At 39.8% G+C, this 24,763-nt stretch carries 22 protein-coding genes, 1 pseudogene and 1 other annotated feature; of the genes and pseudogenes, 7 read left to right on the plus strand and 16 right to left on the minus strand.

Annotated features, from left to right (window positions below):
* The first annotated feature begins 2 nt into the window (after positions 1-2).
* Positions 3-623 (plus strand): TetR/AcrR family transcriptional regulator, encoded by a 621-nt coding sequence (locus tag TY15_RS14110; protein WP_042374894.1) that lies wholly within the window; start codon positions 3-5, stop codon positions 621-623.
* 156 nt (positions 624-779) lie between these two features.
* On the opposite strand, the gene TY15_RS14115 is transcribed toward TY15_RS14110, so the two are convergent.
* From TY15_RS14115 to TY15_RS14135, 5 genes are all read right to left on the minus strand, one after another.
* On the minus strand, positions 780-1,160 hold the full coding sequence (locus tag TY15_RS14115) for a retropepsin-like aspartic protease (RefSeq protein ID WP_040205888.1): 381 nt from the start codon (positions 1,158-1,160) through the stop codon (positions 780-782).
* Entirely contained in the window at positions 1,157-1,420 is a 264-nt protein-coding gene (locus tag TY15_RS14120) for a hypothetical protein (RefSeq protein WP_040205885.1), read from the minus strand. The genes TY15_RS14115 and TY15_RS14120 overlap by 4 nt, the downstream gene beginning before the upstream one ends.
* 262 nt (positions 1,421-1,682) lie before the next feature.
* Complete coding sequence (gene yjeM, locus TY15_RS14125; RefSeq protein WP_040205884.1) at positions 1,683-3,206, minus strand: glutamate/gamma-aminobutyrate family transporter YjeM; 1,524 nt, start codon at positions 3,204-3,206, stop codon at positions 1,683-1,685.
* A 320-nt stretch (positions 3,207-3,526) separates the two neighbouring features.
* Complete coding sequence (locus TY15_RS14130) at positions 3,527-4,045, minus strand: hypothetical protein (RefSeq protein ID WP_142305369.1); 519 nt, start codon at positions 4,043-4,045, stop codon at positions 3,527-3,529.
* A gap of 121 nt (positions 4,046-4,166) precedes the next feature.
* Positions 4,167-4,988 (minus strand): cation:proton antiporter domain-containing protein, encoded by an 822-nt coding sequence (locus TY15_RS14135; protein WP_187373551.1) that lies wholly within the window; start codon positions 4,986-4,988, stop codon positions 4,167-4,169.
* 322 nt (positions 4,989-5,310) lie between these two features.
* Between TY15_RS14135 and TY15_RS14140 the strand changes: the two genes are divergently transcribed.
* Entirely contained in the window at positions 5,311-7,377 is a 2,067-nt protein-coding gene (locus tag TY15_RS14140; protein ID WP_040205882.1) for a methyl-accepting chemotaxis protein, read from the plus strand.
* A gap of 158 nt (positions 7,378-7,535) precedes the next feature.
* Here TY15_RS14140 and pdxR read toward each other — a convergent pair whose 3' ends face one another.
* Positions 7,536-8,939: a MocR-like pyridoxine biosynthesis transcription factor PdxR gene (gene pdxR / locus TY15_RS14145; protein ID WP_042374896.1), complete on the minus strand. Its 1,404-nt coding sequence runs from the start codon at positions 8,937-8,939 to the stop codon at positions 7,536-7,538.
* A gap of 109 nt (positions 8,940-9,048) precedes the next feature.
* Between pdxR and TY15_RS14150 the strand changes: the two genes are divergently transcribed.
* Entirely contained in the window at positions 9,049-9,594 is a 546-nt protein-coding gene (locus tag TY15_RS14150) for a pyridoxamine 5'-phosphate oxidase family protein (RefSeq protein WP_040205880.1), read from the plus strand.
* A gap of 55 nt (positions 9,595-9,649) precedes the next feature.
* Here the strand turns inward: TY15_RS14150 and TY15_RS14155 are convergent, their stop codons facing one another.
* The 6 genes from TY15_RS14155 to TY15_RS14180 form a co-directional block, all read right to left on the minus strand.
* Entirely contained in the window at positions 9,650-11,083 is a 1,434-nt protein-coding gene (locus TY15_RS14155; RefSeq protein ID WP_040205879.1) for a glycoside hydrolase family 1 protein, read from the minus strand.
* A gap of 81 nt (positions 11,084-11,164) precedes the next feature.
* Positions 11,165-12,067, minus strand: a complete 903-nt coding sequence (locus TY15_RS14160) for an ROK family protein (RefSeq protein WP_040205878.1) — start codon at positions 12,065-12,067, stop codon at positions 11,165-11,167.
* Positions 12,068-12,212: 145 nt separating this feature from the next.
* On the minus strand, positions 12,213-13,238 hold the full coding sequence (locus tag TY15_RS14165) for a LacI family DNA-binding transcriptional regulator (protein ID WP_040205876.1): 1,026 nt from the start codon (positions 13,236-13,238) through the stop codon (positions 12,213-12,215).
* 89 nt (positions 13,239-13,327) lie between these two features.
* Complete coding sequence (locus tag TY15_RS14170) at positions 13,328-14,170, minus strand: carbohydrate ABC transporter permease (protein ID WP_040205875.1); 843 nt, start codon at positions 14,168-14,170, stop codon at positions 13,328-13,330.
* On the minus strand, positions 14,167-15,126 hold the full coding sequence (locus tag TY15_RS14175; protein WP_040205873.1) for a carbohydrate ABC transporter permease: 960 nt from the start codon (positions 15,124-15,126) through the stop codon (positions 14,167-14,169). The genes TY15_RS14170 and TY15_RS14175 overlap by 4 nt, the downstream gene beginning before the upstream one ends.
* Positions 15,127-15,220: 94 nt before the next feature.
* Positions 15,221-16,519, minus strand: coding sequence for an ABC transporter substrate-binding protein (locus TY15_RS14180; protein WP_040205872.1), 1,299 nt, complete (start codon positions 16,517-16,519; stop codon positions 15,221-15,223).
* A gap of 642 nt (positions 16,520-17,161) precedes the next feature.
* Positions 17,162-17,395: a binding site (T-box leader), on the plus strand.
* Between the two features lie 55 nt (positions 17,396-17,450).
* On the opposite strand from TY15_RS14180, the gene thrS reads away from it, so the two are divergent.
* A complete protein-coding gene (thrS, locus tag TY15_RS14190) occupies positions 17,451-18,662 on the plus strand; it encodes a threonine--tRNA ligase (protein WP_052353782.1) in 1,212 nt (403 codons plus the stop codon).
* Between the two features lie 283 nt (positions 18,663-18,945).
* Here thrS and TY15_RS14195 read toward each other — a convergent pair whose 3' ends face one another.
* Positions 18,946-19,980 (minus strand): SDR family oxidoreductase, encoded by a 1,035-nt coding sequence (locus tag TY15_RS14195; protein ID WP_040205870.1) that lies wholly within the window; start codon positions 19,978-19,980, stop codon positions 18,946-18,948.
* Between the two features lie 148 nt (positions 19,981-20,128).
* On the opposite strand from TY15_RS14195, the gene TY15_RS14200 reads away from it, so the two are divergent.
* Positions 20,129-20,797, plus strand: a complete 669-nt coding sequence (locus tag TY15_RS14200; protein WP_052353783.1) for a TetR/AcrR family transcriptional regulator — start codon at positions 20,129-20,131, stop codon at positions 20,795-20,797.
* A 79-nt stretch (positions 20,798-20,876) separates the two neighbouring features.
* On the opposite strand, the pseudogene TY15_RS24300 reads toward TY15_RS14200, so the two are convergent.
* Positions 20,877-21,026: pseudogene (locus TY15_RS24300) on the minus strand (dihydrofolate reductase family protein); the annotation flags it as partial.
* 13 nt (positions 21,027-21,039) lie between these two features.
* Positions 21,040-22,302 (minus strand): MFS transporter, encoded by a 1,263-nt coding sequence (locus TY15_RS14205; protein WP_040205869.1) that lies wholly within the window; start codon positions 22,300-22,302, stop codon positions 21,040-21,042.
* A gap of 183 nt (positions 22,303-22,485) precedes the next feature.
* Here TY15_RS14205 and TY15_RS14210 point away from each other — a divergent pair, with 183 nt between their 5' ends.
* Positions 22,486-22,782, plus strand: coding sequence for a hypothetical protein (locus TY15_RS14210; RefSeq protein ID WP_052353784.1), 297 nt, complete (start codon positions 22,486-22,488; stop codon positions 22,780-22,782).
* Between the two features lie 26 nt (positions 22,783-22,808).
* On the opposite strand, the gene yeiL is transcribed toward TY15_RS14210, so the two are convergent.
* Positions 22,809-23,480 carry a transcriptional regulator YeiL gene (gene yeiL, locus TY15_RS14215; protein WP_040205868.1) on the minus strand — a complete coding sequence of 224 codons (672 nt, stop codon included), beginning with the start codon at positions 23,478-23,480 and terminating at the stop codon, positions 22,809-22,811.
* Positions 23,481-23,559: 79 nt separating this feature from the next.
* Between yeiL and TY15_RS14220 the strand changes: the two genes are divergently transcribed.
* Positions 23,560-24,747 carry an MFS transporter gene (locus TY15_RS14220; protein ID WP_040205866.1) on the plus strand — a complete coding sequence of 396 codons (1,188 nt, stop codon included), beginning with the start codon at positions 23,560-23,562 and terminating at the stop codon, positions 24,745-24,747.
* Positions 24,748-24,763: the final 16 nt, after the last annotated feature.

Here is a 24,763-nt window from a genome sequence, read left to right on the forward strand (position 1 = left end):
AAATGGCCCAACAAAGACGTCGTGGAAATGAACTTAAAGAGGCAATTTATTTAAGCGCCATTGAACTATTAGAAACTGAAGGCTATAAAGCCATTACATTTCAAAACATCGCCAAAGCGGCTCAGACAAGTCGCAGTGTCCTCTATCGTGCTTGGCCATCACCATTCCTTCTTTTATATGAGGCCGTCAAATGGAAAACCTTTCAAGATGGAAATGGAAGCATTTGGAGTTCCAACTATAACTCAGGCAGTCTCCGTGGTGATTTAATTGCACTATGCCAACATTTTGTTAAGAATTCTTTGGCCTTCTCCGCTGAATTTTTGAAAGGCTTTTTAAACGAATTGATTGAGAATCCGGAAGTGGTCCATTTATCGGAAAAGATAACGGTATCGAACTTGCAGGTGATGGGAAAAATCATTGAGAGAGCCAACCTTCGTGGTGAGATCAAGCATGAGGTTAGTGATATGGTGAAGCTGCTGCCTTTTGAGGTATTGCGATACCATCTTGTTTTTATGAAGGACGATGAGGTAGATGACCCATTCATCGAGCAGTTGGTGGATGATGTTATGCTGCCCGCTATGACAAAAGGTAATAGTGCTAAAACAGACCACGCCATGCCGTAACATGGCCAAAGGCATAAAATAATCCCCATCTGGTTGACAGATGGGGATTATTTTATGCTTTTCTTTTTTTGTAAAACTATCTCTATTTGTGGTATGATTCACCGTGATGGATCTAAATGAGGTTTCAAGTTTAAATGTATATTCGTTTTAATATTTTTACTTAACTACCATTTCATTAAAATCTATTATAATATTAGATTCGTACATGAAATCAACGCCGAGAATACCGTTAAATCCATAAGTTTCCTTTGTAATTCCTAAATGTAATTGGAAGGAATCGAATAGATGGTTATTAATTCTTATATTTGAAACAATTTGCTCATAACAGAGTTCACTTTCCCCACCAACTCCGTACATTCTTCTTGGTCTGCCATTTTTCCGATCGATAATAAGTCCGATCTCTTCTACTTCATCTGTATCAAAAATGGTTGTGGAGCAGCCTGTGTCTAATAGTACATCATGTATACACATTGTTTTTCCCTTATAAGTTAGAGAAACAGAGACTATTGGTAATCCCTCGAACATCTCAATCTTCATTGAAGTCGTCTCCTAACTCCAATAAATTTTTGTTCTTTAACTTCAATTTTTATGTGATCAGTATGAAAAATGTAGTATTCACGAGAAGGTTCAGCTAAATGCAGTTTTTTGTATTCTTTCCATGCATATGTTGATTCGGGGAAGTTAGAAATGACTGATAGTTCTTCGAGATAGCGAATTGAATTTTTCGAGTAGGCAGAAATAGCTTCTACAAGCACCCATTGCTCCGGGTATTGTTCACGTACTTGCTCCCATTTCACTTGTAACACCTCCTGATTCTTTTATCATTAGTATATCATTATTTTATTAAATAGAATAAATCTTATAAATGGCCATTCGTAAATGGATTGAACAGAAAGAACACCTAGATAATGATTAATTTTTGCAATTAAAACAAACAGACGATTTACTTATGATACGGTTCACCGTAACAAATCTAAATAAGGGGCCGGAGCCTTAAAAAAAAGAAAAGTGAAGCTATAGTCAGCTCCACTTCTGTCTTCATTTTTCTGTATTTTAAGACTAACTTATTTTCTTTTGTTTCCGCCCGTCGATATTTTGTATTTTTTCATATCTGCTATACATGAACCAGGCAGCAATGGAGAAAATAACCGGTCCTGCCACACTCCAAATCGTTGTTTGGATATCTCCTTCTATAGCAGGCTGTATGATACTAAAGAAATTGGCCAGTCCAACGGTTAGAACAACAATCCATGTCCAAATATTGACGCTCAATCGAGTTTTATATACACTAAACGGCTTTTCGATTTCCACTTTTTTCTTAAAATATGGAAATGCAAGTGCGATAAAGATATATGGTATCGTCATCGCCACGTTCGTCATCGAAACGAGTATGTTAAAGAATGTCGCCATGGTGCTTCCACCGAAAGCGATGAGGGCGATCATCACACAAACAATAGCAGCTTGAATCCACATTGCATTCACTGGCATACCATTCTTTGTTTCACCAATTTTTCCAGGCCACAAATTCTTAGGTGTGCCTTCAATCATTTGCTTTAACGGTGAAAACATCAAGGTAAAGAACGCACCAGACAATGCCAGAAACATGGAAAGTCCAATATATCTTGCAACCCAAAGGCCCAAAGTCGTAGAGGTAGCATGACTTGCTCCAAAAGCATCACCTAAAGAATATCCTAAATTAGCCATAACAATATAACTGGCGTTTCCTAGGTTTACATTCTCAATCCCCATAACATCCGCCCAGTTGGTGAATATTCCAATTAACAGGATTCCTAATGCATACCCTACAGAAATGATCCCTGCGGATAAAAGAATGCCCTTCGGAAACGTCTTTTCTGGTTTTTCGGTTACATCCACTAAACCACCTACTGCTTCCAGTCCACCAAAAGCAAAGAGGGCATAGACGACGAATGCTAATGATGCAATAATATCTCCTGCATAGATGGGATTTGGCGTTTGCATAAATGACTCCAGGCTTGTAATCGGCTGTGCCAAATGTCCATGATTACCGATAAGGACGGCGATTGCCCCGACCCAAAGAAAGACATTCAATAACAAGACAGCTGTACCACCTATAGAGGTGACTTTCTTAATTTTATCCAGACCCTTTGTTGAGGTATAGGTTACGATCAGAATCCAGACAATTCCTAAAACCCCTAGAACCTGAGGCCCTTTAAGACTTAAAAAAGTCCAGTTTTGCGTTGTATCTTCCCCAAAGATCGCATTTGACACCGGAACCCACATACCGGATGCGACATTCACCATCCACGTGATATAGGAAAAATACCACATAAACGTTCCGATAAAGGCAAATTTGGGACCAATGGATTTTTCCATCCAAGAGTAGATCCCACCCTTTTCTTTTTTAAAGGCGGCACCAAATTCAGCTACCATTAAAGCAAAAGGAACAAAGAAGGTGATCGCTGCGAATATGAACCAAGGAATAGCGGCATATCCCATTTTATAAAATGATCTTGGAATGTTGTTGAATCCATACACAGAAGTAAAAATCATTAATACTAGGGATACTAGAGTCAATTTTTTAATTGTGTTTGTGTTTGACACACATTTCCCTCCTAATTAAAGTTAGCATGTACCTAAAAACTTTTAAATATTTTCATTTCATCAAAGCCAAATTTTACAATTATATGGATGGGAGTAATAAATAAGAAGATGATAGATTGATATAAAACTATTTTAAAATAATATACCTTTGAAACCAGGAAAGCAATGAACAGAAATAACAAAATAATGTAACCGTTTTCTTTTATTGATTTTATTATATAGAAAAAATTATTTATAGGACTGAATGAATGGGACAATTATATAAACATTTTAAAAGCCCCACCGTGAGGAAGGGCTAGGATACTAACTAAGTAGGAAATTCATTCATATTGACCGGTTGTATGTAGGGCATTTTCAATAACAAGTAGGTTATCACGAAGCTCTTTCACTTCACCACGGTTGATTTTTCCCTTTTCAAAGTATTTCTGGATTAATTCTCTTTCAATTTGGGAAGCCAAATCAAAGGATTCTTGCACTTCCTCGGCTGAATGATCACTCTCTGGTCTTCCGCTATAGATAAGAATAAAAAAATCTATTATCTCACGTGGAAAAGAATTTTGCTCAATAAACTCCTCCAACCGGTTCAATATCGCTTTTCTATTACTTTCTTCAAGCAGCATTTGTTGCTGTCTTTTTTCCTTGAATGAAAGATTCTTCAGGTGAATGTAACGCATACCTTTTTTGAACCATTTACTTTGGAAGAGATGTGTCTTATATTTGTCCTCTTTCGTTAGGAAATAAAGGATTCTATTTATTCTCTTCAAAAGCGGAAAAGCTACTTGAAGATTAATTTCGTGTTGTTTAAGCATCGTTTCAATATTTTCTAATTGCCACTGCAAAATAAGGACCCTTAATTGTTTTTCCTGTTCATTTAATTTCTTTGGATTAACCAATGAATACGATCATTGTACATCTTCATTACTTTTTTAATACTGGCCTTGTTCTCTTCTGTTTGGTATTTCAGTAACTGTCCAATGACTTCTCGTAATAGATGTATTTCAGTCGAATGATCGAGAGACTTTTCTTTCGCTTCTTTCTTAGGCGCAAACAAGGCAGTGTAAAGTTCGCGAGTAACATCGTCATAACAATGACACCAGCTGCAATAAAAATTAATAAATCTCGTTCTACAAACGTCTCTCCATTTCCTAAAATGAAAGGAAGAGATAGAGTACTCACCAAAGTAATCGTTCCCCGCAAAACGGAAATCGTATAGAGAAAGATGTTCTTCATATGTGACTTCCGTGTTTCAGATGACTCTAATTTAAAATTAGGGAAACAAAGCACCCATAAGAAACGTAACAACAGGATTAACGCAGTAATACCAAAAATATACAACAAAAGGGTGCCTTTAAGAAATTGTTCATTTTCCCAAATGGTATGCATGACTTCGGGTAATTGGGTTCCTAAAAGAATAAACACAAGACCATTCAAACTGAACGTAATCATAGACCATGTATTCTTTGATAATAGGTTCAATTGAGCAATTTCTGGATTCAGCCTTTTATAACTGAAAGAATGGACAATCCCACCCGTTACAACTGCTAAGATCCCGTTCACCCCAATGTACTCGGCAATCATGAAAATTAAAAACGGCAGCAGTATCTCCATCAACATGTAAGACGTAGTATTCTCAAGCCCGAGTTGTCTTAACCAGCGCATCAAGAGAATCTTTAGGAAACTAATAACTGCACCTAATACCACACCACCAAGCGACAGCAGAAGAAAGCTTGTGGCAGCATTCATAACAGAAAAGTTCCTTATACACACGTTAAACTTATCCATCATTATACCCTTACCAGACTCTATTACTTATTTTAAAAAGAGCCAACTATAGCAGAAATTTAATTTCCATCATAACAAAAATTTATAAACGGAGTATGAACGATTCAAATTTATCCTTTTATAAACCCTTCCTCAAAAGGCAACTGATATTGATGATGCTATCAAAGCACTATCGATTAAGTTGACCACCGAAGAAATTCACTAACGGAATAATTAAAATTAAAAGACATTTTTATGATTTCTAAACCTTTATCGAGTCAAGACGATATCTATTATTTGGGAATCATTTTTCAGCAAGGATAATCCTAAAGGAGAGAAAAATATGACAGAACTAAAATCAAACAAAAAGGGACTTTCAATCAGAATAAAGTGGATTCTCTTTATTTGTATCTCTATATTGTTGGCGGTAAGTGCTTCTTTTGCCTTTAATTACTTTACTGTGAGCAAAATATTAAAGCAGGACGATGCTGACTTAAATAAAATCAACGCGATTCATGCCGCGGAACAAGTAAACCTCAATCTCAATACCTATAAAACGTCTATCGAACAATTTGCTACGCTTGTATCGAACGATATTAGTTCAAAAGACGCGATTCCACGAATTCAATCATTAATTCAAAGTTATAAAGAAAAAAATAATACACTGATTGCCGTATATTACATGGATTTCACTACAGGCAAGCTTCATATTGCACCTTACGCCGATATGGACTTAGATGTTAGAACCACTCGAACATATAAGCAGTTAAACCAAAACCCCGAAACCCAATGGATGGATGTTTACAAAGATACACAGAGTAATAAAATCATGACTTCTATTGTCACTCCGATCATGTCTAACGGAAAAATGGTTGGGGCATTGGGTTACGATATCGACCTTTCTTCAATCAGCACTATTCGTGAAGAGATTGAAAGTCAATCAAATGCAAAACTTGTCATTTTAGACGCACATGGCTTTATTGTTAGTTCATTTATAAAAAATGCAAATGGAAAAAATATAAATCCTGCACAAAGTGGCTCGGTTGAAGGGGTAGAAGATTTAATTTCCGATAACCAAAAATTAAAATCTGTATTTGGCTGGGTTGAAGATGTATATAAGAGCTCAGATCTTACCTCTCATATGTTAACATGGGACGAAAAAGACTATTCAGGTGAAATATCCACGATTCAAGATCTGAACTGGAAAGTGATGTCCTTTACCCCAACGGAAATTTTCGCAAAAAAAATTAATGATTTTAATTGGACAGGCCTCTATTCCATTTTATTAGGACTATTGATTGGAATTCTGTGCTCGATCTTTCTTGCAGAAAAACTGAAAAAGATCATCACTACTTTACTGCGCGTCATTGAAAAAACAGCCGATGGGGATTTAGTTACTACGGTTGATATTAAAGCAAATGATGAAATCGGACATTTGACAGAAAACTATAATAAAATGCTTCAAAATATGAACAATCTAATCAAAAAGGTATCAGGAAATGTAAACTCAATTGATCAAGCTACTGGTAACCTATCAGTCATTTCCAATGAGCATAAAATTGCTATATCCGAGGTATCAAAGGCTATTGGAGAAATTGCGACGGGGGTAGGAACCCAATCTGAACAAATTATCAAAGGCTCCAATGCCATTTCTGAATTAGGTGAAGAAGTTGAAGAATTATCAAAACAGTCTACTATTATAGAAAAAGAATTAGACGAAGCCTCTGAACGGATTAGTACTGGCAATCAGCAGGTGGTTAATTTAGAAGAGTCCTATCAAAGTTTAGAAAAGGCTTTCCAAAGAGTAACAGAAATGATGTCTAAGCTTAATGAAAAGTCAAAATCTATTTCTAATGTTTCAAATTCAATCGGCCAAATAGCCGAACAAACTAATTTATTGGCCCTTAATGCTTCTATTGAAGCTGCAAGAGCTGGTGAACATGGTAGAGGATTCTCCGTTGTTGCTGATGAAGTTCGTAAGCTAGCGGAAGAATCAAAAAAAGCAACGCAGGATATTCAAAGTATTATTAATAGTATACTTTCCGATACCATTGAACTAGTCGATGTAATGGGGGATACCAATCAGATTAATAAGAATCAAAAAAGTGCTGTAACAACAGTAAGCAGCTCCATAAATCAGTTAACAGAATCACTAAATAAGATTATGACATCCATCAAACAAGAGACAACTAGCATTAATACCCTTCAAGGTCAAAAAGATGTCGTTTTAAGGATGATTGATGAAATCTCTGCTATCTCTCAACAAACCTCTGCAGCTGCCGAAGAAATCGCTGCTGCAATGGAAGAACAGTCCGCATCAACCACCATGGTAGCCCAGCATACTACCAATTTATCCGAACTTGTTGATGATCTAAAAACAGCAGTTGGCAAATTCACTATAGATAAATAAAAATTAATGAGCCATGGGAGCCAAGGGGACGGTTCTTGTGGCCACATTCTTTTTCCCAGGGAAGGAAATCTATCGCAAAGCAATTGATAGATTCATGGCACTAATAAAGCCGACTGGTATTTAATGAACCCAATCGGCTTTATATAGACTTTATTTTCCTAACCAATCTCTCCTGCTCCCGAAAGGCAGCTAGCCAGTAATCTGACCCCTTCTTCAATTTCTTCTATTGATAATCCACCAAATCCTAACATAATATAGGAATTGGCTTCAGAAATAGGATGCATCCAAAACACTAAGGGGGAATACACTTTGACACCCTTCTGGAGACCACTTTCGATCAGCTCGGAGGCTGTTTCGCCTTTTATTTTTAATAAGATATGCAGGCCTGACTTTTCTCCTACCATTTGGACTTGCGTACCCAAATAGTGTTCAATACTCCTTAACAACGCCTGATGTTTTCTTTGATACATCTTGCGCATTCTTCGAATATGCCTTTCGAATTCTCTAGATTGCATGAACAGGGCCATTGCCCGCTGAATAATCGGAGAGACAGATTGATTATACGCCGCGAATTTTCGTGCATATTGGTCCACTAGAGAGGGTGGAAGGACAAGATAACTTAACCGGACTGATGGCAGGAAGGATTTAGAAAACGTCCCTAAATAAATAACTCTTTCCTCTTCATCCAGGGATTTCATGGAAGGAATCGGCTGCCCCCGGTAACGGAACTCGCCGTCATAATCATCCTCAATGATGTACCCTCCCGTTTGATTAGCCCATTTTAATAATCGCATTCTTTTTGAAATGGGCAGGACCATGCCCATTGGAAATTGGTGAGAAGGCGTTACATATACTGCCTTCGCTCGGCTTGTTTGAATATGGTCCACTGACAATCCGTCCTTCTCAAGGGGTACAGGGTCTATCTGGCAACCCTCGTCTTCTAAGACCGCTCGTACTCCACTATATCCCGGTTCTTCCAAGGCCACGGTTTTTTCCCGAAGCTCTAAAAGGCGGCAAATTAATGCGATGGAGGCCTGTGTTCCAGCTGTTATCACAATCTGTTCTGGCGCTTGACGAACCCCTCTGGATTGCAGTAAATAGTTTGAAATCTCCCGCCTTAATGCCCACTCACCCTGTTTTTCACTATACTGAAAGTTCTCTTGATCCACTGCGTCTGACAGGCATTTCTTCCACTGTTTCAAGGGGAATTTTTCAAGATCGATATTGCCATATTCAAAATCAACCAGGACCTCGTTTGCTGGCTTATTCTCCAACCGAGGAGGTTGTTCCACCTTATTCAGATGCAGTGAAGGCATCTCCATCTCGGCTACCCATATTCCACTTTTAGGAACACTTTCAAGATAACCCTCTGATTGCAGCTGCTGGTACGCTGCCTCAACCGTGTTCCGGCTGACCTTTAAATGAATCATCAGCTGGCGAATGGATGGCATCCTCATTCCCGGCAAAAGTCTGTCCTCTTCAATTTCCTTCTTAATCCAATGATACAACTGGCTGTATAACGGCTCTGGCAGCTCCTTTTGTAAAAATGGGGTCAGTTCCACTGCTACTCCTCCATCTGTCCCTATTATTTTTTTAAAATCTGGCACTTTTATCAGGCACAGGAATTTTTTAAAATTATTTTAACATTTAAACAAAAGGATGGGATGGAAAATGCAAAAGATTCGCCAAGAAAAATTAGTATGTACAGATGATCAGCGTATTGATCAGTTTATAAATCAAACACGAATCGGTTACCTTGGATTAACGGATGGGGAGCATCCTTATGTTGTTCCATTGAATTTCACTTGGATGAATGGGGCTATCTATATTCACGGAGCGGCACAAGGGAGAAAAATAGAGTTGATTCATGCCAATCCCAACTGCTGTTTCACCATATCTGAAGATTACGGAACGATGGTAAGCCCAATCCCCGCCAAGACAGATACAGCTTACATGAGTGTGATGCTGTTCGGCGTACTCGAAGCGGTAACGGATATAACCGAAGCGACCGCGGCCATGCAAGCCATGCTCGATAAGTACGTGCCAGGCTATTATGATAAAAGCCTACCCCAATCCCATGTTGAAAAATACCGTTCTTCACTAGGAAGTCATACAGCTGTGTTTAAACTTACTCCCAAAGGGCGAACGGCAAAAGAAAACCAATTGGATCCGAAATGGGCTTTTTATCCGGGGAGGAATGTGGGGATGGATGTCTAAACGAAGTTTTTGGGACAGGACAAAGAAGAAAGCGGAGTAATCACTCCGCTCCCGCCTATATTCCATTCGCTTCTATAACTTGTTTGTACCAGAAGAAGCTATCCTTTTTAATACGACGCAGGTCATGGGTGCCTTCCTCGTGCTGATTTACATAGACGAACCCATAGCGTTTTTGGAAACCGTTCAGCCAGCTTAATAGATCCGTGAAGGACCAGACACAATAGCCAAGCATATCGACACCATCGGAAATCGCTTCTTGAATGGCCGCAACATGGGCACGGAGGTAAGCAATCCGGTAATCATCATGGATTAGGTCCTCCTCTTCTAGCTTGTCGTATTCACCCAGCCCATTTTCACTAATCAAAATCGGCAAATCATACCGGTTGGTGATACGGCGAAGCGCAATCCTTAGTCCTTGCGGATCAATATTCCAATCCCAATTCGTGCGTTCCAGGTTTGAATTCACCGTTGTTTTAAACAGCCCAGGGATGCCCGTATCCTTTGACGTCCCTTTGATGCCGGTCGTATTCATTTCCGCGGCACCGACTCCGCCTTCTAGTGGATTCGCTTCAAATGTTGTTGTCTGATAATAGTTTAAACCCATAAAGTCTGGCTTTCCTTCTCTTAGTAAGGCAAAATCCCCCTCTTCCACCGACGGCGCAAGGCCTTGCTCCACTAAGTAGTTCCACGCTGCTTTCGGGTATTTCCCCCAGGTATAAATGTCCATCCACCAATGGCTGTTCAGTTCCTCAGCATTCTCAGCAGCTAAGATATCTTGCGGCTTTGACGATGCCGGATAGGCTGGTGAGTAGGCAAAGCTCGGGCCAATCTGTCCATTTGGAACATATTTACGGAATTCTTTGATCACACTGGCATTGGCTAGATTTGCATGGTGATTCACCTGATAAAACAGCTTCGGATTCTTGACCCCAGGTGGATGTGTGGCATGGACATACCCATGACTCGTAAAAATATTTTGTTCATTCAAGCTGACCCAATACTTCACACGGTCTCCAAAGCGCTTAAAACATTCCACACTATAATTGGTAAAGTCCTCAATGATTCTGCGCGACTCCCAGCCCCCATATTCGTCCTGAAGTACCTGAGGCAAATCCCAGTGATACAAAGTCAAAACCGGCTCAATCTGATTATTGCGCAGTTCATTAATTAGCTCGTCATAAAACGCGATGCCCTGCTCGTTGACATCGCCTCTTCCATTCGGAAAAATACGTGCCCAGGATACAGAAAAACGATAGGCCTTCAAGCCCATTTCCGCCATCAAACGGACATCTTCTTTAAAACAATGATAGTGGTCTACAGCCACATCCCCCGTCGTCCCTTTAAAGGTCTTACCGGGAATCCGGACAAACTGGTCCCAGTTGCTAACCCCTTTCCCGTCCACATCCCATGCACCTTCGACTTGGTAGGCAGCAGAAGCAGCTCCCCATAAAAAATCGACCGGAAACGGTTTTAGTGTTTTATGTATCATTGTTTTATCTCCCTTCCTCTTGAGTGTAGCTTTTCCCTTTAATAAAAATGAGTTATTCACGAGGTTAGCCTAAAACAAAAGTCAGTCCTTCTGCCGCTGCAAAAAGTGGTACAAGGCACCGATTAAATTAGAATCATTGCCAAATTGGCATCTTTCCACTTGGACTGTTAAACCCTCTTGTTCATATTTCAATTGTTGCAATGTTGCATTAATCTGTTCGACAAATCCCTCGCGATGACTGATGGCGCCGCCAATCAAAATCTTCTCCGGGTCGATAATAAATTGTAAATTATATATGCCGACAGCAAGCCGTTGCAAAAACTTCCCAATCTCATCCTGTACGTCTGTGTCCCCATTTTCAGCAAGCTCAAAAATCTTTTTACCGGTAAGAACATCGGGATCCACGTCTTTTCGTTTGGCCACCTGATTAATCAAGCCGCCCACAGCCGCTAAAGAACTCCACGTTTCCCCTGCTCGCCGCCCTAAGTAATCCTCCATTATCATATAGCCAAATTCTCCGGCAAAACCATTCTTCCCATGGCGGACCTTTTTATCAAGAACCACTGCACCGCCAATACCGGTGCCAATCACAATACAAAGATAGTCCTTTACATCCTTTGCTGCGCCAATCCAGCCTTCCGCCAGTCCAGCACAATTCGCATCATTTTCAAATTCAACCGGTAACTGTGTCCGTTCCTGAAGCAGTTCTTTCATATTTGGTCCATGAATAAAAGGGAGTGCCGTAACTCCCTCAATGATTCCGGTTTCAACATTCACTGCACCGGGCATACTGACGGCCAGCCCTTTTAATAGATAGTCCTTTTGAAACTCCTTAACGATGGAATCGACCATATCCATGAACATGGTCAGACTTTTTTTCGGAGTGGGAACGGAAGATTTCTGAATAAAACCACCCGTTTCATCCATAAGGGCATATTTAATTGAGGAACCTCCAACATCAAGTACCGCGTAGTAATTCACCATTTACCCTCCAATCAACCCTACATTTTAGAAAAAAGTCTATTTTCGTAAACAATGTTTTTAATGTCATGAATGGTGGGGTAAATGACATCACACCATCCTGATCATCTGGTTTATCAGCAAATCTATAAAAAATACTGCTAGCTCCTCACCGGATCGTATGATTTGTTCCGCATGATTCCCTGACAATTAATTCGGAGTCAATAAAAACCGGTTTTAATTGTGACCTGTCGTTAATTAAATCATCGAGCATATAGGCAGATAATTTCCCAAACTTCTCTTTATCCTGTTTCACCGTCGTCAGTTTGGGATTACTATAGCGGCAGGCTGCAATATCATCACAGCCGACGATCCGGATGTCTTGCGGACAGTTTAAGCCGGCCTCTTTAATTGCTTGCAATGCCCCAAGTGCCATCAAATCCGAGGTAGCAAAAATAGCCTCAGGCAGCTTTTTACATTGGAGTATTTGCTTCATCGCCACATAACCGCTTTCCTCATGGAAATCACCATATTGAATCCAGTCATCGCGAATTTCAAGTCCAAATTGATTCATTGCTTCTAAGAAACCTTGTTTGCGATATGTAGAAACAGCAGAATCAAACTTGCCGCCAATATAACCAATTTTTTTTATCGTATGAAGATATAAATACTCGACCACTTTTCTCGACAAATCCACATTATCGGTCATAATGTAGCTTGCTTTTGGTCCTTTTAACTCAATATCAATCCCGATGCAAGGCAAGCCTTCCAAAGCTAAATCGTAGGTAGTTTCCTCCACTTCCTCCCCGGCAATGATCAAGCAGCCATCCACATTGAAATGCCGGCATCTTGCTAAATAGCTGCCATTATCAGAATGAAAGCGTTCATTTGAAAACATTAAAATATCGTATCCGAGTAAACCTATATTTCTTTTAAAAGAAGAAATAACCTCATTGAAATAAGGGTGGGTCATATCCACATTGATTTTCCCAGCATAAATTAACCCGATTAAATTTGACTTTTTCGTTGCCAAAGATCTGGCAGAAAAGTTTGGCTCGTAACCATTTTGGTTAATAATATCCATAACCTTTTTCTTTGTACTTTCGCTTATTCCTTCGTAGTTGTTGATAACCTTTGAAACGGTGCCTTGAGAAACACCTGCCAATTGCGCAATATCTTTAATAGTTAAATTCATCTTAATCCCTTCTATGTTCCAATAATATAGTAGTTTATTTTTAGATTACTAGGAGTTTCAATAGATAACAATAAATTTGGCAGGAATGCTTATTTCACAGAGCCATCAGTAATACTCGATATGAATAATCGATTAAATAATAAGAAAACCACTAATAGCGGGACCGTTGCCCAGAATACACCTGACATAATCATCCCGAAGTCCACATTTCGGGTATTGCTTAATTGGGCTAATGCTACCTGAATCGTATAATTTTCCGGATCTCGGAGCACGGTAAACTGCCATAGGAACTCACCCCATGCTGCCGTAAAGACAATAATACCTAAAGTGGCAAAGGCCGGCAGAATAATCGGAAGGATAATACTACGATAGATTCGAAAGTTTGAGCAGCCGTCCAATTTTGCCGCTTCGATTAGCTCATCAGGGACCGATTCACTGATATATTGCCTCATGAGAAAGATGCCCAAAGGATTTAAAAAGAACAAAACCATTACACCTGGTAAGGTATCCAGCAATCCCGCTTTCGATATCAGAAAATATTGCGGGATTAAGCCTAATTGCGGCGGAATAATCATTGTTAACAGAATCGCGGCAAAGAGGATATTTTTCCCACGGAATGCAAACTTCGCAAAAGCAAAACCGGCTAATGAACTAATGAATAAGACAACCAGCGTCACAACGGCACAAATCACAAAGGAATTCCACATCGAATGGAAGAAATCAATTTGATTTAATACCTTTTTAAAGTTTTCAACCAGCAAATTCCCTGGTGTAATCGTGGGAGGAATCGAGTTATAGGCCGAACTTGGACTAGTGGCCATCACAAACATCCAATAAAACGGAAACAACGATAATAATGCAGTAAGGGACAAAAATACATAAATGAGGAGTTTTCCAACGGACAACTTTCTTGCCTTTTCTAAATTATTCATTGTCCACCCCTCCTCTTCCTGCCGATACCAGACGTTAAGAATACATTGATTGCCGCAAACACTGAGATCAACACTAATAAAATGATCGCTGTGGCTGATGCGGTACCAAAGGATTGTAATTTAAAGGCATCACGATACAAATACATCACGATCGTCATCGCCTCATCCCTCGTAAAGGCACTTGTTCCAAGAAATACAGTCGGTTCAGAAAAGAGCTGAAGTGCCCCAACAGTTGAAGTAAAGACTGTAAGCACGATAAACGGCTTCAGCATGGGCATCGTAATAAACCTGAGCTGCTGGAATTTATTTGCCCCATCAATGGTGGCAGCCTCATATAAATCATTTGGGATACTTTGAATCCCTGCCAGATAAATAATCGTGTTATAGCCGACCCACCGCCAAAAAACCATAATCGAAATGGCAATTTTCGTTCCCCATTCTGAACTTCCCCAATTCACCGGATCAAGCCCCGCTAGACTTAATACATAATTGACTAAGGAAGATTCATGATCACTAAACAACACACTGAAAATAAGGGCTACCGCCACCATTGACGTAATATAGGGCATAAAAATGGTGACTCTGAAGAAGTTTTTAAATTTAAGAAAGGCAAGATTTAATAAATAGGCAAAAATAATTCCAAACACTAATTGCGGGGCAGTTCCCATGATTCCCATGACAATCGTATTATAAACCGACTTCCAGAAAAGGGGATCTGTCAAGACCACTTTAAAGTTATCCAATCCCGCAAATGTCATCGGGCTTAGGCCGTTCCATTTTTGAAATCCTAAATAAATACTAAATAATACCGGATACAGGCCAATAATCGCAAAAATTATAAAGAAAGGGGCAATGTATAAATAGCCGGAAATCATGTCTTTTTTTGCTTCAGACCTGTACCGCTTCTTTCTTACCTTTACCTTATTAGTTACAGTATTCGCTTTCACTGGATCCATTTTCACACCTCGTTTCCCATCAAAGGTGGAAGTGGCGCACACCTTACCGGGTCACGCCAAATCCGCCTTCCCACTTTTCTAGTAATCTATTGGATTATCGGCTTAACAAACCTTTGGCGCGCTTAACGGCATCTTTCCATTCTTTTTCTGGATCTGTTCCTTTATTTTGAACGTTCTTCAAGGCATTCAGTACCTCAGAATAAATTGGGAAGTATTTTTCCCCTTTATAAACCGCTCCATTGATATCTTGGGCAGCTTTTGCAAACACTGGTGCAGTTGATTGCCCGCCAAAGAAGGCATCTTCATTCGTTTTGAAGGCATCCATTTCATATACAGATTGTGCAGATGGGAAAAGTCCCTTGTCTTGGAAGGATTTCAATTGATTGTCTGGAGAAATTAACCATGATGCAAATTTATACGCTTCTTTCGCATTTTTCGTTTCGTTTGGAATGGCGATGAAAGAGCCGCCCCAGTTTGCAGCAAATTCAGATGGCAGAGTCGCAACTTTCCATTTACCGGTTGCTTCTTGTGCATTGCCTTCCATCCAGCCTTTTAACCAGCCAGCCCCTAATTCAGCAGCAAATTCCCCTTTATTCACGGCATTTGCCCACTCTGGTGACCACATTTCGAATTTCCCAACAATACCTAATTTATTTAATTTCACGGCATAATCATAGGCATCTTTAACGGCGTTCCCATCCTTTTCTAGCAACAACTCCCCTTTAGGGTTGAGGAATGTTTCCCCAGCACCGTCTAAGTAAGCTCTGAATGCCATTTCAATACTATCTACAAATGGCTTTCCTGTTTTTTCTTTCACTTTAAGTCCCGCTTCTTCAAATGCAGCTGGTGAATTGATCAATGCTGTCACTTCTTCCGGATCGGTTGGCAGACCTGCAGCCTCAAATACATCTGTTCGATAGTACAATGCTTTCGGGCCAATATCCGTTGGCAAGCCAATTAAGAAATCACCTTTGTCGTTTTCGCCTGTTTTCCATTTCCAATCGAGGTACTGATCCTCAATATCCTTTGCACCAAGATCATATAAGTTTTCAAATCGGTCCTGTGCCGCTTTAAAACGGTCTAGTTGGTCAATTTCCAACATGGTAATATCTGGTGCCCCGCTTCCAGCGGATAAAGCGGTAAATAAGGCATCATGATGCTCTGCCGTTTCAGCCGACCTTACTTTAATTTTGACACCTGGATTTTTTTCTTCATATGCTTTCGCTAAATCTTCATATCCAGTAGCACCGAATGTCCAGAAATTCAACGTTACTTTTTTATCTCCACTTTTACCTTCGTCAGAAGAAGCCTTTTCATTTCCATTACACGCTGCTAGTGACAATGCAAGAGCCGTTGATAATCCGATCGCAGCCAGTTTTTTCAAGCTTTTCAATTGAGATACCCCCTATTATTGTTTTGTCAGACTTTCAACTAATGGAATGCTGCTACCACCCTCCTTTACATTCAAAGGAAACCGGTTTCTATAAATAGTTTAGTAGTTTTATGTATTAAGCCCGGAAACCGCTTTCATAAGTGATTATAAATCCATTTTCCTAAAAAATCAACCAAAATTTCATAATTTTTCCTCTAAATCAGAAACCGCTTTCCTTGAGTGTGCCACGGGGACGGTTCTGGTGGCCACAATTAGCCTAAAAAACACGGGAACTGTTCGTATGGAGTTCTGAAAAAAATCTTGTTTTCCGCCTATTGACCTTTTCAGTTTTTTGTATTAATATTGGCAACAATAATTATTCAGAAATCAAGTGAAGCTGTGATAAGGACATGAGTCATTCGAAAATTTTCTAAAAGAGAACAGGGTCATTGGCTGGAAGCCCTGAAGAATACACGAATGATTGACCACCTTGGAGCTATGTTAGGGAAATGGGTAACCAGAGTATCTTCCATCGGTAAATCCGTTATCTTTTCGAGCAAAAAACATGCGGAATTATGTGTTTTTTGGAATTAGGGTGGTATCACGACCGCACTCGTCCCTATTGTTGGGAGGAGTGCGGTTTTTTAATTCAAAAAATTAGAAGTGATCGCGTTGAAAAGGACATGAATCATTCGTACATTTTCTTAGCAGAGAACAAGGCCATGGCTGGAAGCCTTGAAGAATTCACGAATGATTTACCACCTTGGAGCTATGTCGGGGAAATGGGCAACCAAAGTATCTATCATCGGTAAATCCGTTATCTTTTCGAGCAAAAAACATGCGGAATTATGTGTTTTTTGGAATTAGGGTGGTATCACGACCGCACTCGTCCCTATCGTTGGGAGGAGTGCGGTCTTTTTGTATTTATTTTAATAAATTAGGAGGAATAATCATGTCTAATCAAATGGATGTCGAAAAAAGAAATCATCGAAAGTTAGGTCAAGAATTAGAACTGTTTACTTCAATGGAAGAGGCTCCCGGAATGCCTTTTTTCTTACCAAATGGAATGGTGATTCGGAATGAACTTGAAAATTTCTGGAGAAAAAAACACCACAGGGCAGGCTATCAGGAAATTAAAACACCCATCATGATGAAACAGGAAATGTGGGAACAATCTGGTCATTGGGATCATTATCACGAAAATATGTACTTCTCCACAGTGGATGAACAAAATTACGCGATTAAACCGATGAATTGTCCGGGGGCATTATTAATTTTTAACAGTAAGCGAAGAAGTTATCGAGAATTGCCGATCCGGTTCGCTGAACTGGGATTAGTTCACAGACATGAACTTTCAGGTTCATTAAATGGACTTTTGCGCGTCCGTTCCTTCACACAAGACGATGCTCATTTATTTGTTCGCGTGGACCAGATTGAAGCCGAGATTGATCAGGTTCTCGCTTTATTGGATGAATTCTATTCCCATTTTGGGTTTGAATATAAGGTAGAGCTTTCAACACGGCCAGAAGAATTCATGGGAGCTGAGAATATTTGGGATCAAGCAGAGCATGCGTTAGAGTCCGTTTTAAATGATAAAAAGATTAATTATCAAATAAATCCTGGTGATGGTGCTTTTTATGGTCCGAAGATTGATTTTCATATTTTAGACTCACTTGGACGAAGCTGGCAATGCGGGACGGTCCAATTAGATTTTCAAATGCCACAAAAGTTTCATTGTGCATATGTCGGTGAAGATAATAACCCTCATTGCCCCGTCATGATTCATCGAGCCATCTTTGGTTCGGTAGAGCGTTTTATGGCCATTTTAATTGAACATTTTGCCGGGGAATTTCCACTTTGGTTGTCACCAGTGCAAGCTAAGATTATCCCTATTTCTGATTCACACGCAGCTTATGCAAGTGACGTGAAGTCCGAATTAGAAGCAGCAGGAATACGTGTGGAGGTCGATTTTCGGACAGAAAAAATGGGGTTAAAAATTAGGGAAGCTGAAAAACAAAAGATCCCTTACATGCTTGTGATTGGTGATCAAGAGATGGAAAACCACTCCTTATCGTTAAGAAAACGAAAAGAAGGAAACCTCGGTGTGAAGAGCATTCCAGAAACACTAGAATGGTTGGGGAAAGAAATCACTAACGGTAGGTAAACAAGAAGAGCCAGGGGGACGGTTCTGGTGGCCACAATAGTCTCATGAAAGAGCCATGAGAACCGTCCCCCTGGCGGATGCTTCACAATCTCTGAAAAAAAATAAAAGGTTGCTGCTACTCGATTAGTAGAATTCTTTCGTTGACCAAGGGGACAAGTGACATAAATCCACTCCATCTTCTTTCGTGATATATTCTTGTTTACTTAGCTGTTAAGGATACTCCACGTCACCAGATGCACACATCTGCATGAACAGAAAGATATCTTAATATCCGTTTTTTTGTTTAAATTAAATATAATTCTTCTAATTTTTTCGCAGAATCTAGAATGGTGTCCTCAACTGGACGAGGACTCCAATTCAACTGGAGCCTTGCTTTTTCTGATGTATATCGGAATTTTCGTCCTAACATTGGTACTAGCGAACCTAGAGATGGATTCATTTTCGCGGCAGCCCTCAAAACAAAATTGGGAATCGTTTTTGTAGGAATGTTTTTTCCGATATCCCCTAATTCCTTTTTTAGAAACCTTGCCATATCGTTCATCCACATAAATCCGCTGCTGGCAATATACCTTTGTCCAGCCGCATTTGGATTAGTCATCGCCCGTATATGAAGATCCACTAAATCTCGTACATCCACTATCTCAAATCCTATTTTTGGATTTCCAATACCTTTTCCCTGTAATAATCGTTGGATCACTTCAATCGAACTAGTGACCGTTGATGAAAGATTGGGCCCAAAAATGGCTCCAGGAAGAATAGTTGTTAAGGTTGTTGTTTTACTGTTTTGCTCCTTCATAAAATCCCAGGCTGCTTTTTCAGCAATTGCTTTTGATTTTCGATATGCATTCAAATTCTTGTCATTGGGGTCAGTCCATAATAACTCATTTATATGTTGATCATTATTAGAAATATCTGGCGTTGCAGCGGCAAGCGAAGATGTCATGACAACTCTTTCAACTCCCGCATGGGTTGCTTCCCGAAGTACACGAATAGCCCCATCACGAGCAGGACCTACATAAGAATCCAAGTCTTCATGATTGCCAGTGCTAAGTGGAGAGGCAATATGTAGTACATAATCAACCCCTATGACTGCATCTTTCCACCCTTCATCACTCGTTAAATCAGCGACATAAAAAGACAATGAATCCGTATCAATTCCACTATTAAAAAGTGTATTCCGGACATTTTTTTCCTTTTCTTTACTTCTTACAGTTGTCCGAACCTTATATCCTTGTTTTAAAAGTTCATGAATCGCCCATCCAGCCACAAATCCTGTCCCACCTGTGACCAACACAGTTTTATTTTTTTTGTTAGTCATAACCATGGCCTCCATAATTTTTTTTATTACATGCTTGTAGATTACAATATAAAATTAACAAAATCAACATTTTTTATTAATTATGTTCATTTTGTTAAAACTATTCATTATGGTATACTTGTGGTAACTTGTAATGGGGTGAGAATGAATGATTACAGAAAATGAACGTAGAGAACAGATGATTAATAAAATCAATGATGAAGTCGTGAAAAATGGATTTAAAACACTAACAATGGATGGTATCGCGAAGGTAATGGGGATTAGTCGTGGTAAATTATACCAATACTTTTCTTCTAAAGATGAAGTAATTGAAGCTGTTGTAGCCCGTTACATACAATATATAGAGAAAAAATCAATTCTTGGAAGTCCTAATGAGAAGCAGGAATTTATAGATGAATTCATTTCAATTTATTTTCAAAATATAATACTAGCAGGTTCAACTTCTGATATTTTTGCAAATGATTTACGAAATGTATATCCGAGTTTGTATCAGAAGTTCTCAGATGCAATGGCTAAACGTAATCTTGTAATTCAGGAATTTTATGAAATAGGAATGAAAAAAGGGGTATTCAATCAAGGAATGAATGCTCAATTACTTAATATACAAGACCAAACAATGCTAGCCGTATTAGTGCTTCCCCAATTTTTATTTTCACATCGTTTAGAACCATCTCAGGCAATTCGAGACTATCTACGATTGCGTATTTTAGGAATCATAGCACCAGAACAGCAGCATTTAGTGAATCATGAAAATGTAGAATCCCAGATTAAACATCTTGATGAAAAATTCAGACGAGTTTTTCTAGAAAAACTGTAAAGAGGAGCCAGGGGGACGGTTCTGATGGCCACACTAATTTCATGAAGGAGCCATGAGAACCGTCCCTGTGGCTACTTTAAATCGTATCAATTTGATTCAGGAAATTAGTGAAACCCATCTCAGGGTCCATAATGCACCAATCAACTTCTCCATTTTTCCCTTCAATAAAACCATCTAAAGTAACGGCCAAATCTAAAATTATTCTTCTCTGTTTTACGTTATTTAACATAACTATTCCTCCTTTAATCAGCGTTGTTTCGTTGTCCTGCAATCGGACGCTTTTCCTTCATCATCATCACGCCGACCAAGCCAATCACCGAAAAGATCACTGGGGTAATGAAACCGTAGAAATATGCCTGACTTAAACTGCCTGAATCAGTCTGAAAATGATCCAATACCTTTCCGAAAATGGTTGGCAGCAAGACGGCGCTTAGAAACCCACCTGTATTAGCAAACCCAGAAGCAAGGCCTGATTCGTTAATTGGAAATGACTGACGAACGGCAGCAAACGTTAAGGCATTGGCTCCATAGGCAAGACCAATCACAAAGAACAGCATTGTTAGCAGGAAAAATGGCGGATTCCCCCTAAAAAAGAGAAACGTTGACCAACTCAATAATAGAATGATATGCACAACCACATAAGGTCGTTTTATCATTGCTAACCGACTTGAAATCCAACTAGATAAAGGCGCACCAATCAATGCCCCGATTAGACCAAGCAAGATGAGCTGACTCGCATTTGAACGTGTCATACCATACAGATTCATCCCAAAGGGCACGGCCCACGAACCGATGAATCCTACATACGTTCCGACAATCCCAAAGTGACAAAAAAATAAAGCCCATCCCTGCCGGCTCGAAAAGATTCTTCGCAGTAAAACCAACGTTTTATCCTGTTTTTTTACAACGAACGGTTCAATAGAAAAGAGCTGCTTTGGCTTTTTCAATAGGACAACATAAAGGAGGATCCCGCATAGACATAGAAGCAGTCCCGCAGAAAAAAACGCGGCTCTCCAACCAAGGAAGTCAATCCATAAGGAGAACGGTACGGTTGCCAAAAGGAAACCCAGACTTCCTGTCATTGCCGCAAGTCCAATCAATCTGACAAATTCCTTTACCTTAAACCATTGGCTCAAAATTAACACCATATTGACCCAAATTGTTGCATCCCCTGTCCCGGTCAGGATTCTGGCCAAAAACAGAACAGATTCATGCGTACCTAAGCTATAAATGATGGTGCCTAAGCCTGTAAGGAGCGCCCCTATTATGAGAAAAAAATTAGGACCAAACCGATCTGCCAACATTCCCATCGGAATTTGCAAGCCGGTGTAGACAAAAAATTGGATACTCGTCAGTAGCCCAATTGTTGAGGCAGTTACATGAAAATCCTTCATTACCTCATTTGTAATCAATCCCGGGGCGGTTCGCTGGCTCGCCATTAATAAATATGTAAACATGACAGAAGCAAAGACAATCCATCTAAACCTGCTATTTTGTTTATCCATTGATTTCTACCCCTGATAGTTTTTACTTTTATATATATGGATTTCGTGAGATAGTAGAAATCTATTTTTAAAAAGTAAGGGGTCACCGTTCGGCCCTTCATGATAAAATAACAATACATTGGATTCCCTCCATTCATACGAATGGGAGAGGCTGAATCGATTCTATAAAGAAGAGTGATCGACTTGACGTTAACGAACAAACCAATGAACACATTATCTAATAAAAACAGGCTGGCCTATATCGTCGCCGTTCTCATCACCATTTTATTAGGACTGGCCTCTAGAAAATTTAGCCAGCTGCTTCTGTCCTTTATTGCTCAGAATGGCGGAGATACTCTCTGGGCGATGATGGTTTATTTTGGATGGCGCTTCTTCCTCGTCCGCAGAAAACTCCTAACAGCCGGTATATTGATTGCTGCTAGCTTGGATGGACCAGGGGGACGGTTCTGGTGGCCCACTCATCTCATTAAAAAGCCATGAGAACCGTCCCCCTGGCTCACCATGGCTTATTCATTCAGCAACACCCTGGCAAGTCCCTCTAGTTCGTTGAGCTGTTGGATGCGATAGTGTCGGCCTTCTTTTTTCAAATAGCCTTTTTCGCAGAATTGTGCCAGCACATATAATAAGTGGCGGTAGGAGACGCCTAAAAAATCACAAACGGTGACGTGTTTCTCCTTATAGATCTCCGCATCTGCTGTTTGCAAAATAAAATCAGCAAGCCGGTTTTCTAGCGGGAAGGAGAGGCTTTGCGTGTATTTGGCCGCCATTTGAGTGGATTTTACACTTAAGAACTTCGCCAGTTCACGAAGAAAGGCTGCATCTTCAAGCATTTTGGCACGACAGCGATGAAAAGGAATTGCAAAGCAAATCATCGTGGTGGAGGCTTGAATCCCCTTCGTATAATAAATCGGATTTAATAATTCCATTTCCCCGAAGAAATCTTCCTCTTTGATAAAATTAATTAAGCTGACCTTTCCATTTTGATGCGTCACATAAATTTTTGCCTTTCCTTCAATGACATAAAATAAGAAATCCGGACGCATACCTTCTTGAATAATCCATTCATCCCGTTTATATTCATGCACTTCTAGGAACTCTTCAATCGGAAAAGAGAATAAATTCCCAATCGAATATTCCTCCAAATAACGCTGCCTTTTCTCAGTTCTATAAATTTCCATTAATCTCCTCCAAAATATGAGATATCTCATATTATTGTACGTTTCTCCATGTTATGATGCAAACATTGGAGGGGTAAGAATGAATTCACAACGATGGATGAACAGACAATTTTTTAGTTTTTTTATCACATGGGGAGTTTTTCTACCGTATTGGACAGGGTGGATGATTCATACAAAAGGAATGACGGTTTCACAAGCTAGTTTGATTATGAGCCTTGGGCTAGTAGTCCGCGGCCTTTCTACATTATTTGTCTTTCCTTATTTATCGGGGAAATTTAGCAGTAGAACCTTACTAAACGGGATGGCAATCGGCACGTTACTATCTCTTCTATGCAGTTTTCCAGCAAACTCTTATACGAGTTTATTAGTTGTCACCTTACTGTTGCATTTCTTTTATCCGAGCTTAATGCCGGCATTAGATAGCGTAGCAGGCATCCTTGTCCAAAATAAGCAATTACGAGATTACGGGAAGAGCCGCTCATGGGGGTCCATTGGCTTTGTCGTATCGGGGATGTTGTTGACGGTCTTTACAGGAGCGCTTGGAGATAAAGTAATTTTATGGGCGTTACTACTTGGCATAATGGTATTCATTGCCCTTTGTTTCTTGCCTGCCCCTGTTGTATTAATGGAAAAACCACAAGCTACTAAAATGAAAAAAGGCGGGATGCTGCAATTATTTCGCATCAAATACTTTGGCCTCGTGCTAGTGATTGTGATATTACTGCAAGCGGCACACGCGTCCTATTACAACTATGGCTATATTTTTTTACAAGAAATCCAGGCACCCAAATATTTAATTGGCATGATTCTTAACATAGCTGTGCTGGCAGAAATCATTTTCTTCTTAATCGCTGACCGAGTCTTTCACAAATTTTCAGTTGGCTCCTTGCTGACACTTGCGGCATTGGGATCAACAGTAAGATGGATCCTGATATTTCTCTTTCCCAATATTATTGTTTTCTGTATCGCCCAAACCTTGCATGCCTGTTCATTTGCGATGGGACATTATGCGTTTATGAAATACTTAACCAAGTATATTCCACAAGCACAGATTCCGAATGCACAAGGGATGTATTCAGCACTGGCACTAAGTTGGAGTACAGCGGTGTTCACCTTCTTCGGCGGATATTTATATGAAATTGAGCCAAAATACGCCTTTTTCGGCATGATCATTTGCACCATCCCATCGATGCTGCTTGCAATATTCTATCGGAAATTGGAAAACAAACACAAAAAGGGCCTGTCCCCCACTGCTTTAATACATTAAACCAGCGGGGGTCAGG

Source organism: Neobacillus jeddahensis (genome assembly GCF_000612625.1).
Taxonomy (GTDB): Bacteria; Bacillota; Bacilli; order Bacillales; family Cytobacillaceae; genus Neobacillus; species Neobacillus jeddahensis.